Here is a 12,887-nt window from a genome sequence, read left to right as displayed (position 1 = left end):
AGGCGCTCACCCGTCCGATGCGCTGCCTCCTACACCATCCCCCGACTAAATGCTAGAATCCCCGCCCATCGTGCGGTCACTCTTCGAAATTGGCCGAATATTCCTTCAAACAGTGCATCCCATGCTGAAGAAGCTGTTCCAGTCATTCCGTTCCCCACTGCGCAAGCCGCAGCAACACGTGCGCACAACGCCTGAGGTGCTCAGCAGCAGCCAGCATTCGTTGCAACGCAATCAATTCAGCCGCTATGCGGTGAACATCGTCGAGCGCTTGCAGACCGCGGGCTATCAAGCGTATCTGGTTGGCGGCTGCGTCCGCGACATGATGCTTGGCATCACTCCCAAGGATTTCGACGTTGCCACCAGCGCCACGCCAGAGCAAATCCGCGCCGAGTTCCGCAACGCCCGCATCATCGGCCGTCGCTTCAAGCTGGTACACATCCATTTCGGACGTGAAATCATCGAAGTCGCTACGTTCCGCGCCAATCATCCGATTGACGACGAAGATGAAGACAGCAACCAGTCATCACGCAACGAGAGCGGGCGCATCCTGCGTGACAACGTGTACGGCACGCTGGAAGACGACGCCCAGCGCCGGGACTTCACCATCAACGCGCTTTACTACGACCCGGTCACCGAGCGCGTGCTCGACTACGCCAACGGCGTCCACGACATCCGCAATCGCCTGATCCGCCTGATCGGCGACCCGCAACAGCGTTACAAGGAAGACCCGGTACGCATGCTGCGGGCCGTGCGGTTTGCCGCCAAGCTGGATTTCGGCATCGAAAAACACAGCGCAACGCCGATTCGTCCGCTCGCGCCAATGCTGCGCGACATCCCCTCTGCACGTCTGTTTGAGGAGGTGCTGAAGCTGTTTCTCTCGGGGTACGCGGAAGCCACGTTCGAAATGCTTGTGGATCTCGAACTGTTCGAGCCGCTGTTCCCGGCCAGTTCCAAGGCGCTGGAATACAACCCCACTTACACCCACACGCTGATCAGCGAGGCGCTGGCCAATACTGACCTGCGCATTAAACAGAACAAACCGGTCACACCGGCTTTCCTGTTTGCCGCTTTGCTGTGGCCCGCCCTGCCCGCTCGCGTGCTGCGTCTGCAGGAACGCGGCATGCCGCCGATTCCCGCCATGCAGGAAGCGGCGCACGAATTGATCACCGAACAATGTCAGCGTATCGCGATCCCAAAACGGTTCACGCTGCCGATCCGCGAGATCTGGGACATGCAGGAGCGTCTGCCACGTCGCTCCGGCAAGCGCGCTGACCTGCTGCTTGAAAACCCGCGTTTCCGCGCCGGTTATGACTTCCTGTTGCTGCGCGAATCCGCCGGAGAAGAAACCGACGGACTCGGTGAGTGGTGGACCGAATATCAGGACGCCAACGATTCGGGTCGCCGCGACATGATTCGCGACCTGGGCAGCAAGCCTGATGCCACTGGTCAGGGGCCGCGCAAACGCCGTCGCAGCAGCAGCGGAAAGCGCAAACGCGCTGGCGTCGACGGTTCGGAATAAGAGCTGATGATCGAGCGCGTTTATATCGGCCTGGGCAGTAATCTGGCCGATCCAGAAGAGCAACTGCGCGACGCGCTCAAGGCAATGGCCCGGCTGGCGCAAAGCAGCCTGTCAGGAGTGTCTTCCTTCTATGCCAGCGACTCGCTGCTGCCGGGTCAGCCGCGCTATACCAACGCCGTTGCGGCCCTCGACACATCGCTTCCCCCGCTGGCGCTCCTCGATGCGTTGCAGGCCATCGAGAATCAGCAGGGCCGCGAGCGGCAGGAACGCTGGGGGCCGCGCACGCTGGACCTCGACATCCTGTTGTTCGGCAACCGCCTCATCGACGAACCACGCTTGAAGGTGCCGCACTATCAAATGCAGGAGCGCGCGTTCGTGCTGTATCCGCTCGCCGAACTGGCGCCCGGTCTGACCTTTGCCGATGGCCGTCGGCTGGATGATTTGCTGGCCGGATGCCCGTTCGAAGGCCTTGAGCGATTGCCGAGCTAGAGCAATGGCGGGTGCCCACGTGCAGCCGTCACACCTGGAATTGACTTCGCGCCCCCTCCTCACGAAGATAAGCGTCCCAAAGCCGGGCGACCGGCCACAAGGCGCGGAACAGGCCGTTGCAAACATCGCGAAACGACGATGTGCCTGCTTCCCAAGATGAATCACGCGTTGCTCGCCGCAGTATTCACAGCGCCTGAATGAGGACTTTCCATGCCCGACATCACCGTTACGTCCCTGCTGGCCCTGAAGCAGAAAGGTGAAAAAATCACCATGCTGACCTGCTACGACGCAACTTTTGCCCATACCGCCAGCCAGGCAGGTGTTGAAGTCCTGCTGGTCGGCGACTCGCTGGGCATGGTCCTTCAAGGCCATGACAGCACCTTGCCGGTGACCACCGCCGAGATGGCGTACCACGTGGCTGGCGTCAAACGCGGCAATCAGGGCGCTCTTATTCTTGTCGACTTGCCGTTCATGTCGTACGCCACCCCTGACCAGACCTTCGCCAACAGCGCCATGCTCATGCAGGCCGGGGCGCACATGGTCAAGATCGAGGGCGCGGCGTGGCTGGCGGATTCAATCCGGCTGCTGGCCGAGCGCGGCGTTCCGGTGTGCGCGCACATGGGGCTGACGCCTCAGGCGGTAAACGTGCTCGGCGGTTACAAAGTGCAGGGCCGTCAGGAAGCGCAGGCACGGCAGATGCGTGCCGATGCCATCACGCTGGAACAAGCGGGCGCGGCGATGATTTTGCTGGAGTGTGTGCCCACCGAGTTGGCCCAGGAAATCACCCACGCCGTGAAGATTCCGGTCATCGGTATTGGCGCCGGCATCGACACGGATGGCCAGGTGCTTGTCCTGCACGACATGCTCGGGTTGTCGATCACCGGCCGTGTACCCAAGTTCGTGAAGAATTTCATGACCGGCCAGCCGGACATTCAGTCAGCGATCAGCGCGTATGTTCGTGCGGTCAAAGACCTCAGCTTCCCCGCCCCAGAACACGGATTCTCGGCATGAACACAGTCAAAACCGTTCGCGAACTGCGCGCCGCCGTTGCCCGCGCGCGCAGTGAAGGCAAGCGCATTGCCCTGGTGCCCACGATGGGCAACCTGCACAGTGGCCACATCGCGCTGGTGACCAAAGCGGTGCAGCGTGCCGATTTCGTGATCGCCAGCATCTTCGTCAATCCGCTGCAATTTGGCCCCAGCGAAGACCTGGCTTCTTACCCGCGCACGCTGGCGGCCGATCAGGAGCAGCTACTCCAGGCCGGTTGCCATCTGCTGTTCACGCCGACCGTCGATGAGATGTACCCGCACGGCATGGCCGATCAGACCATCGTTCGCGTACCGGTGGTTTCCGAGGGCCTGTGCGGCGGCAGCCGACCCGGCCACTTCGACGGTGTCTCTACGGTGGTCAGCAAGCTGTTCAACATGGTCCAGCCGGACATCGCAATTTTCGGCCAGAAAGACTTTCAACAACTGGCGGTCGTCAACGCATTGGTGCGCGACCTGAACATGCCCATTCAGATCATCGGCGAACCCACCGTGCGTGCCGCCGACGGCCTGGCCCTGTCGTCACGCAATGGCTACCTGAGCGAAGACCAACGCGCTGCGGCGCCTGCCCTGTACCGTGTGATCAAGCAGATCGGCGACGCCTTGCGAAGCGGCGACCAGAACCATGACCAACTGCTGAGCGACGGCGTGAAGGCACTCGAAGCGGCGGGTTTTCGTCCGGACTATCTTGAGATTCGCAACGCCGTCAGCCTGCGCCCTGCGACCTCGGAGGACCAGGATCTGGTCGTGCTGGGCGCTGCGTTTCTGGGCAAGACTCGCTTGATCGACAACCTGCATCTGGTCAAGGAGTAACCAGCCCCTGCGGCGCCAGGTAGCATCCGTTCCTGAATGAAGCAAAAGTCACGTGATCGGATGACCATCTGCGCCTATGCTCATTGCGCCGTGCCACGGTTGCAGCCCAGCCAGCGAGTTACGGGCGCTGGCGATGAACTTTCGACTTACCTGCAATGCCATACCGATACAGTTCGTGTCACACCGGCAATTACCCTGTGAGAAAAAGTACCGAGCAAAGGTAAAGCAAGGCGCAGACATCGGCGTTGCCGGGGACTAGTCTCCGATGCACCCACGAATTCATGTCCAATCCTGCTTTTCAGTGTCCAAAAGAGCAGTTCAAGTACAAGGAAACCCGCAGCGATGGCGTACTACCGCACTCCTCATGACGTTACGACTCTGCCCGCCTGGCAGGCGCTCAACGATCACCGCAAAGCGATGCAGAATTTCAGCATGCGCGAGGCGTTCAACGCAGACCCCAAGCGTTTCGACGAATTCACCCTCAGCAGTGCCGGGCTGTTCCTCGACTACTCAAAAAACCTCATCACGGCCGAAACCCGACAGCTGTTGGTCGATCTGGCCAATGAAGTCGGCTTGAAAGAAGCCATCAAGGCGCAGTACGACGGCGAGTTGGTCAACGCCTCCGAAGGCCGACCAGCGCTGCACACCGCGCTGCGTCGTCCGGTCGGCGACAAGCTGCTGGTCAACGGCGTCAACGTGATGCCGGAAGTCCACAAAGTGCTCAATCAGATCACTGACCTGGTCGGGCGCATCCACGATGGGCTGTGGCGCGGCTACACCGAAAAGCCGATCACCGACGTGGTGAACATCGGTATTGGCGGCTCTTTCCTGGGCCCTGAGCTGGTGTCCGAAGCGCTGCTGTCCTACGCGCAGAAAGGCGTTCGCTGCCATTATCTGGCGAACATCGACGGCACTGAGCTGCACGAGCTGACGCAAAAACTGCGCGCCGAGACCACGCTGTTCATCGTTTCGTCGAAGACCTTTACCACCTTGGAAACGCTGAAGAACGCCACGGCGGCCCGCGCCTGGTATCTGGCGCAAGGTGGTTCGGAGGCAGAGCTGTATCGCCACTTCATCGCTGTATCGAGCAACAATGCCGCCGCAGTGGCGTTTGGTATCCGTGAAGAAAACATCTTCCCGATGTGGGACTGGGTCGGCGGCCGTTATTCGCTGTGGTCGGCAATCGGTCTGCCTATCGCCCTGGCGATCGGCATGTCCAACTTCAAGGAGCTGCTGTCCGGCGCCTACACCATGGACCAGCATTTCCAGAACGCCGAATTTGAAGAAAACATGCCGGTTCTGCTGGGCCTGCTGGGTGTCTGGTACGGCAATTTCTGGGGGGCGCAAAGCCACGCGATCCTGCCGTACGACCACTACTTGCGCAATATCACCAAGCACCTGCAGCAGCTGGACATGGAATCCAACGGCAAAAGCGTTCGCCAGGACGGCGTGCCGGTCAAAACCGACACGGGCCCGGTGATCTGGGGCGGCGTGGGGGCAAACGGTCAGCATGCGTACCACCAGTTGCTGCACCAGGGCACCCAGATGATCCCGGCTGACTTCATTGTGCCGATCGTCAGCTTCAACCCGGTGTCCGACCACCACCAGTGGCTGTATGCCAACTGCCTCTCGCAGAGCCAGGCATTGATGCAGGGCAAGACCCGCTCCGAGGCCGAGGCCGAGCTGCGCGCCAAGGGCGTCGCGGAAGACGAAGTGAAGCGCGTCGCGCCGCACAAAGTCATCCCAGGCAATCGCCCGAGCAACACCATTGTCGTCGAGCGCATCAGCCCTCGCCGTCTGGGCGCGCTGGTCGCGATGTACGAACACAAGGTGTTCGTGCAAAGCGTTATCTGGGGCACAAACGCCTTCGACCAATGGGGTGTGGAACTGGGTAAGGAACTGGGCAAAAACGTTTACAGCCGACTTGTCGGCACCGAAGAGACCAATGCCGAAGACGCTTCGACTCAAGGCCTGATCAATTACTTCCGCGGTCGTCACCGCGGCTGATACCTGGCTTGCTGTAGGTAACCCACCTGAGGCAAACAAAACCCGCTCCTCGCAAGAGGCAGCGGGTTTTGTACATATGGGCTTTAGTGATTCGGCTCAGTCCTCGAGATCCGGCAGCGCCGTCGGGTCAAGCTGAATGGTGTGCTGGCGTGGATTGCGCTCACACAAAAACAGGTCTTCTCGGGGCCCTTCCTTGGGGCCGACGTGACGCAAGTGCATCAACGACCCGCACCAGGGGCATTGCGCGGTCAGGCGATTGACAGCCAAGCGGCCGTTTTGACTCATCTCAAGGTAATGTCGCGATCCGAAAAAATGGTCAAACTTTCGCCGACGCAGCACCGCCGACATTGCAACAGCCATGACCGCGACGACGAATGAAAACATGAAGAACGTCGACCACGAGCTCTGACCGCCCAGGGGCGGCTGGAATACCGTGAAGTACAACCCGATCAGGCTGGCGGCTCCGGTGATGTAGCCGAAACTGGAAACGCTGCTGCTGTCCAGACTGCGGCCACCGAATGCCGGGTGACGCTCGATGTACAGCTGCTCGGGTGTGAACGTGGGCCGCTCGCTGTTGCTGATATTGACGTTGGCGCCACGAAAATCACCGACGCCTACGTTCAGGCTATGGTCGCCGCTTTGGTCGCCATGGTTGGGGTTCGGCAAAAGAGTGGCTCCTGAAAGGTCAGCTATGGGATGGCCGGCGATTGTCCATGCCTTGAACTGAGGCGGAAATCAGCCCCATCCCCGATTCCCGTGGGAAGCCGAGACACGTTTTGTCGTATGTTTCCGTAGGACAGCCGCACGACTGGAAGGAGAAGCTCAAGAGCAGGTTTGACCGCAGACTCGGTCCGACCTCTATTCGGTCGTCCTGCCGACAAAGGGCTTAAATTACCATCGTCATTCATGCAACCATGCACCCCTTGATTCCGCTGCCCGCCCTCTCTTTTATGCCTCTTCAAACGCAGGCCGGCGCAGCTTCCCCATTGCTGAGGATTAGCACCATGCAAGACGTCGTAATCGTTGCCGCCACTCGCACCGCCGTGGGCAGTTTCCAGGGTTCGCTGGCGAATATTCCTGCAGTGGAACTGGGCGCGGCGGTCATTCGCCAACTCCTGGCGCAGACTGGCCTGGACGGTGCGCAGGTTGATGAAGTCATCATGGGCCAGGTGCTGACAGCCGGCGCCGGGCAAAACCCCGCACGCCAGGCCGCTATCAAGGCGGGCTTGCCGTTCGCTGTGCCGGCCATGACGCTGAATAAAGTCTGTGGCTCGGGCCTCAAAGCACTGCACCTGGCGACCCAGGCGATCCGTTGCGGCGATGCAGAGGTGATCATCGCCGGCGGGCAGGAGAACATGAGCCTGGCCAACTATGTTCTGCCGGGCGCGCGCACGGGTCTGCGCATGGGCCACGCAACCATGATCGACACGATGATCAGCGACGGCTTGTGGGATGCTTTCAACGACTACCACATGGGCATCACGGCAGAGAACCTCGCCGAGAAATACCAGATCAGCCGCGAGGCGCAGGACGCGTTTGCCGCCGCTTCTCAGCAGAAGGCCGCTGCGGCCATTGAGGCCGGGCGTTTTGTCGACGAGATCACGCCGATTCTGATCCCTCAGCGCAAAGGCGATCCGCTGTCCTTCGCGACCGACGAGCAGCCACGCGCTGGCACAACCGCTGAATCGCTCGCCAAGCTCAAGCCGGCCTTCAAGAAAGAGGGCTCGGTAACGGCCGGGAATGCGTCGTCACTCAACGACGGCGCAGCGGCGGTCATTCTGATGAGCGCCAACAAGGCCGAGGCGCTGGGTTTGCCGGTGCTGGCACGCATTGCCGCCTACGCCAACGCCGGCGTAGACCCGGCGATCATGGGCATTGGCCCGGTGAGCGCAACCCGCCGCTGCCTGGACAAGGCCGGCTGGTCGCTGGAAGAGCTGGACCTGATCGAAGCCAACGAGGCGTTCGCTGCGCAATCCCTGTCGGTGGGCAAGGAGTTGGGTTGGGACATGGACAAGGTGAACGTCAACGGTGGTGCCATTGCCATCGGCCACCCGATCGGCGCATCGGGCTGCCGCGTGCTGGTGACGTTGCTGCACGAGATGATCAAGCGCGACGCGAAAAAGGGCTTGGCGACGCTGTGCATTGGCGGTGGACAGGGCGTGGCGTTGGCGCTGGCGCGTTAACGAAGGCCGATGCGACGGCGATCAATTTCGCCGTCGCCCCCTGACACCGCCCCAATCGCAGTCAAAGCACGAACTGTAGGAGCGCGCTTGCCCGCGAATGCGTCCTTCCAGATGTTCGTGGGCAAATTGACACAACGCCTTCGCGGGCAAGCGCGCTCCTACACATTGCGCGCCGCCTTGTCACATCCGTCCGACATGCCCCAAGCAGAGGCGCAGACCCGTCACTGCCAGCCAAACTTGCGCACATAAAACCCTTTTACTGCCTGGGTCAGCGCCACGTACGCAATCAGAATGACCGGCAAGATGACGAAGTACAGCGGTGGCAACGCCTGCAGTTTGAAGTAGTGCGCCAGCGGGCCCATCGGCAGGAAGATGCCCACCGCCATGATCACCCCGGTCATTATCATCAGCGGCATCGCTGCACGGCTCTGCAGGAACGGGATCTTCGGCGTGCGGATCATGTGTACGATCAGCGTTTGTGTCAGCAGACCCACCACAAACCAGCCGGACTGGAACAGGGTCTGGTGCTCTGGTGTATTGGCGCCGAACACGTACCACATGACCGCAAAAGTGGTGATGTCGAAGATCGAGCTGATAGGCCCGAAAAACAGCATGAAGCGTCCTACGTCGGCGGGCTGCCAGCGCTGCGGCTTCTTCAGCAGTTCCTCGTCGACGTTATCGAACGGGATGGCAATCTGCGAAATGTCGTACAGCAGGTTCTGCACCAGCAGGTGCATGGGCAGCATCGGCAGGAACGGGATGAACGCACTGGCCACCAGCACCGAGAACACGTTGCCGAAGTTTGAACTGGCCGTCATCTTGATGTACTTGAGCATGTTGGCGAAGGTCCGCCGGCCTTCCAGCACGCCCTCCTCCAGCACCATCAGGCTTTTCTCCAGCAAGATGATGTCCGCCGCTTCCTTGGCGATATCCACCGCGCTGTCCACGGAAATACCGATGTCGGCGGTACGCAGCGCGGGCGCGTCGTTGATCCCGTCGCCCATGAACCCCACCACGTGGCCGTTAGCTTTGAGCAGCCGCACGATGCGCTCTTTGTGGGAAGGCGTCAGTTTGGCAAACACGTTGGTGGTCTCGACGGCAACCGCGAGTTCGGCATCGCTCATGCGTTCGATGTCGCCGCCCAACAGCAGGCCTTGACGTTCCAGGCCGACCTCTCGGCAGATCTTGGCAGTAACGCGTTCGTTGTCGCCGGTCAAGACCTTCACCGCGACACCATGCTCGGCCAACGCCTTCAAGGCCGGCGCGGTGCTTTCCTTGGGTGGATCGAGAAACGCCACGTAACCGATGAGGGTCAGGTCGCTTTCGTCGGCCAGGCCGTAAACATCGCGCCCTGCTTCCATGGCGCGCGCCGCCACAGCCACCACGCGCAGGCCTTCTTCGTTGAACGCGGCAGTGACCTGCACGATGCGCTCCAGCAATTCAGGGGTCAGCGCTTCTTCGGCATCACCGTGGCGCACGCGGTTGCACACGCTCAACACCTCTTCCAGCGCACCTTTGCAGATCAACACGTGCGCCTCGCCCTGCTGCTGTACCACCACGGACATGCGCCGACGATTGAAGTCGAACGGGACCTCGTCGACCTTGCTGAATGCAGTGCCCACTTGCAGCGCCCGGTGAATTTCGACGTGCTCCAGCACGGCAACATCCAGCAGGTTTTTCAGCCCGGTCTGGTAGTAGCTGTTGAGGTAGGCCATTTCCAGAACGTCGTCGGATTCATCGCCCCACACGTCAACATGGCGGGCCAGGAAAATCTTGTCCTGGGTCAAGGTGCCGGTCTTGTCGGTGCACAGCACGTCCATGGCACCGAAGTTCTGAATGGCGTCGAGACGCTTGACGATGACTTTCTTGCGCGACAGGAAGACCGCGCCTTTTGCCAGGGTCGAGGTGACGATCATGGGCAGCATTTCAGGGGTCAATCCCACGGCAATGGACAGCGCGAACAGCAAGGCTTCCATCCAGTCGCCCTTGGTAAAGCCGTTGATGAACAGCACCAGCGGCGCCATCACGAACATGAAGCGGATCAGCAGCCAGCTGACCTTGTTGACCCCGGCCTGGAACGAGGTCGGCGCGCGGTCGGTGGCACTGACCCGCTGCGCCAGGGCGCCAAAATACGTGTGATTACCGGTGGCGAGGATGACCCCGGTCGCCGCGCCAGACACCACGTTGGTGCCCATGAACAGGATGTTCTCCAGGTCCAGCGGGTTGCCGGTATCCACATCCTGACGCCGGGCGAATTTTTCAACCGGCATGGATTCGCCTGTCATGGCAGCCTGGCTGACGAACAGGTCCTTGGCGATGAGCACGCGGCAGTCCGCTGGGATCATGTCGCCAGCGGACAACACGATCAGATCGCCCGGCACCAATTGCTTGATGGGCAGCTCGATGCGTTTCTGCCTTGCGTCGCCGGAGGCTGTGCTGTCGGCGCGGCGCATGACGGTCGCCGTGTTGCTGACCATTGCCTTGAGCGCGTCCGCTGCCTGATTGGAGCGGGCCTCCTGCCAGAAGCGCAGCAGCGTGGACAACACCACCATGGAGAAAATCACCGTGGCGGCTTTCATGTCTTCGGTCAGCCACGAGATAAACGCCAGCAGCGTCAGCAGCAGGTTGAACGGGTTTTTGTAGCAGTGCCACAGGTGCACCCACCAAGGCTGCGGCTGTTCGTGCTCGACCTCGTTGAGGCCATGCCGAGCGCGCAAATCCTGCGCTTCGGTTTCGCTGAGGCCGTCGGGGTGACTGTTCAGGCGCGCGAGCAATTCGGGCACATCGCTGCTGGCGCCCCGGGTCAGGGTTTGCGCAAGTGTGGGCGGGACTTCGCGGCTGACGGTGGTTTCGGCCACGCTGTCGAGGGTCGCCAGGCGACGGAAGTGCCTGCCGAGGGTGCGCGAGCGCAGGAGGTCTGCGAGGAATTCTTTCAGGAGGGTGTATTTCATGGCTGTGTCCCCTGGACTGAAGGCTGCTGGAGCTAAAGCACAGGAACCTTGAGCAGGTACGGCCGACCTTCGGGCCATGCTCGTTACAAGCAGGCCCCGCAGGCGGCCACGCACGACCAGAGGCCGCGCGCGTCCGATGCGCAGACGAACGGCAGACGCGTCGGTCATCACGCAGGTTTGGGCGTCAGGGAAAGGGCAACAGCGCAGGCTCTGGACAGAGGCTGCGGGCACTGCCGCTTCTCACGTGGTCGGCGAGATAGCGGCAGCGGAAAAACTGCGCGTTATCGAGCCGAGGATTGGCCGGTCTCTATCACCGGCTGACGTCTGTCACTCGAACAAGTACCCACTGTGGGTCTCCGCATTGGTTGAAAACGGGCGAAGAATACGCCCGGGTTGTATGAGAGTAAATCGCCAGCATGCGCCATGCGGGGGATAAAGCCGTTGCCTTCAGGAGAGGTTCAGGAACCGACGTCAGACACCCTTTGCAGGAACGCGCTTGCCCGGGAATGCGGTGTATCAGTCGGCAAATAGGCTGCCTGAACGGGCGCTTTCGCCAGCAAGCCGGCTCCTACAGTGCGTGTGCGGTGGATGGGGGAATTTGGTGGTCCACGCGAGTATCGGGTGAATGAAATGACGCGTTCGCGGGCAAGCGCGCTCCTACAAATGATCGGCGGGGCATTGAGGACTGCGCAGGTTAAACAAAACCTGTAGGAGCCGGCTCGCTGGCGAAGGCGGCAGTCCGGACTGCCTCAATGGTGCGGTTAACAACGAGCGCGCTGGCCAAACGGGTCGAACACCGGTATTGGCCTAGCTGATAAACTCGCACGCCCTATTCCTGCTCCAAGGCCGTGCATGTCTTCGTTGATTCAGGCGCTCAGCGTCGTCCTCGATAATCGTCAATCCCTGATCGCAGAGCTGCACGCCCAGGGCACCGACTGTTATCGGCTGTTTCATGGCAGCCAGGAAGGCGCGAGCGGCCTGACGGTCGATCGTTACGGCCCGCAATTGCTGGTCCAGAGCTTCCACACCACACTGGACCGCGACTCCCTGCTCGCGCTGCACGCTGCCGTCAATGCGCGGCTTGGCCTTGATTTGCTGCTGGTCTACAACGACCGCTCCCAAGGCAACTCGCGGGTTGACCGGACCGATCCCGTGTACAAAGCCGAAGACGCCGCGCTGGCGGATCTGGTAGGTCATGAGTGGGGTTTGAATTACCGCGTTCGCGGGCGCCACGCCGGTCAGGATCCGCTGCTGTTTCTCGACCTGCGCAACGCACGGGGCTGGGTCAAGCAGCATGCCGCCGGCAAGAGCGTGCTCAATCTGTTCGCCTACACCTGCGGCGTTGGTCTGAGCGCAGCGGCAGGCGGCGCGAGCGAGGTGTGCAATCTGGATTTCGCCGAAGGCAACCTGGCGGTCGGGCGAGAGAACGGCCTGCTCAATCCGCAGCTGCCAACGATGCAGTTCGTGCAGTCGGACTACTTCCCGGCCATTCGCCAACTCGCCGGTCTGCCCATCGCCTCCCGTCGCGGCCATAAACTGCCCCCTTACGTGCGCCTCGAGCAGCGCCAATATGACCTGGTCCTGCTTGACCCTCCGGCCTGGGCCAAAAGCGCCTTCGGCACGGTCGATCTGTTGCGTGATTACCAAAGCCTGCTCAAGCCAGCCTTGCTGACAACCGCCGAAAACGGCGTGCTGATCTGCTGCAACAACCTGGCAAAAGTCAGCATGGATGACTGGCGCGACCAGGTGCTGCGGTGTGCAAGCAAAAGTGGCCGCCCGGTGCGTGACTGCCAAGTGCTGACCCCGGGCGCCGACTTTCCGTCGCACGACCAACAGCCGCCACTTAAGACGTTGATCTTGCAGCTCTGAAGCATTTTGA

At 61.2% G+C, this 12,887-nt stretch carries 9 protein-coding genes; 7 read left to right on the top strand and 2 right to left on the bottom strand.

Features of this window, described 5'->3' with window-relative positions:
- Window positions 1-121 precede the first annotated feature (121 nt).
- From LT42_RS21925 to pgi, 5 genes are all read left to right on the top strand, one after another.
- Entirely contained in the window at window positions 122-1,519 is a 1,398-nt protein-coding gene (locus LT42_RS21925) for a polynucleotide adenylyltransferase PcnB (protein ID WP_037018147.1), read from the top strand.
- 6 nt (window positions 1,520-1,525) lie between these two features.
- Window positions 1,526-2,008, top strand: coding sequence for a 2-amino-4-hydroxy-6-hydroxymethyldihydropteridine diphosphokinase (folK, locus tag LT42_RS21920; protein WP_037018143.1), 483 nt, complete (start codon window positions 1,526-1,528; stop codon window positions 2,006-2,008).
- Between the two features lie 210 nt (window positions 2,009-2,218).
- Complete coding sequence (gene panB / locus LT42_RS21915) at window positions 2,219-3,019, top strand: 3-methyl-2-oxobutanoate hydroxymethyltransferase (protein ID WP_037018141.1); 801 nt, start codon at window positions 2,219-2,221, stop codon at window positions 3,017-3,019.
- Entirely contained in the window at window positions 3,016-3,867 is an 852-nt protein-coding gene (panC, locus tag LT42_RS21910; RefSeq protein ID WP_037018139.1) for a pantoate--beta-alanine ligase, read from the top strand. The genes panB and panC overlap by 4 nt, the downstream gene beginning before the upstream one ends.
- A 342-nt stretch (window positions 3,868-4,209) precedes the next feature.
- Complete coding sequence (gene pgi / locus LT42_RS21905; RefSeq protein ID WP_037018137.1) at window positions 4,210-5,874, top strand: glucose-6-phosphate isomerase; 1,665 nt, start codon at window positions 4,210-4,212, stop codon at window positions 5,872-5,874.
- 96 nt (window positions 5,875-5,970) lie between these two features.
- On the opposite strand, the gene LT42_RS21900 is transcribed toward pgi, so the two are convergent.
- Window positions 5,971-6,540: a hypothetical protein gene (locus LT42_RS21900; RefSeq protein WP_037018135.1), complete on the bottom strand. Its 570-nt coding sequence runs from the start codon at window positions 6,538-6,540 to the stop codon at window positions 5,971-5,973.
- A gap of 338 nt (window positions 6,541-6,878) precedes the next feature.
- Here LT42_RS21900 and LT42_RS21895 point away from each other — a divergent pair, with 338 nt between their 5' ends.
- The gene (locus tag LT42_RS21895) at window positions 6,879-8,057 is read left to right on the top strand and encodes an acetyl-CoA C-acetyltransferase (protein ID WP_037018132.1); all 1,179 of its coding nucleotides are present in this window, start codon (window positions 6,879-6,881) and stop codon (window positions 8,055-8,057) included.
- A 221-nt stretch (window positions 8,058-8,278) separates the two neighbouring features.
- Here LT42_RS21895 and mgtA read toward each other — a convergent pair whose 3' ends face one another.
- Window positions 8,279-11,008: a magnesium-translocating P-type ATPase gene (gene mgtA / locus LT42_RS21890; protein WP_037018130.1), complete on the bottom strand. Its 2,730-nt coding sequence runs from the start codon at window positions 11,006-11,008 to the stop codon at window positions 8,279-8,281.
- Between the two features lie 852 nt (window positions 11,009-11,860).
- On the opposite strand from mgtA, the gene LT42_RS21885 reads away from it, so the two are divergent.
- On the top strand, window positions 11,861-12,877 hold the full coding sequence (locus LT42_RS21885; protein WP_037018128.1) for a class I SAM-dependent rRNA methyltransferase: 1,017 nt from the start codon (window positions 11,861-11,863) through the stop codon (window positions 12,875-12,877).
- Window positions 12,878-12,887: the final 10 nt, after the last annotated feature.

Source organism: Pseudomonas lutea, from assembly GCF_000759445.1.
Taxonomy (GTDB): Bacteria; Pseudomonadota; Gammaproteobacteria; order Pseudomonadales; family Pseudomonadaceae; genus Aquipseudomonas; species Aquipseudomonas lutea.
This window is presented reverse-complemented; position numbering and strand designations above follow the sequence as displayed.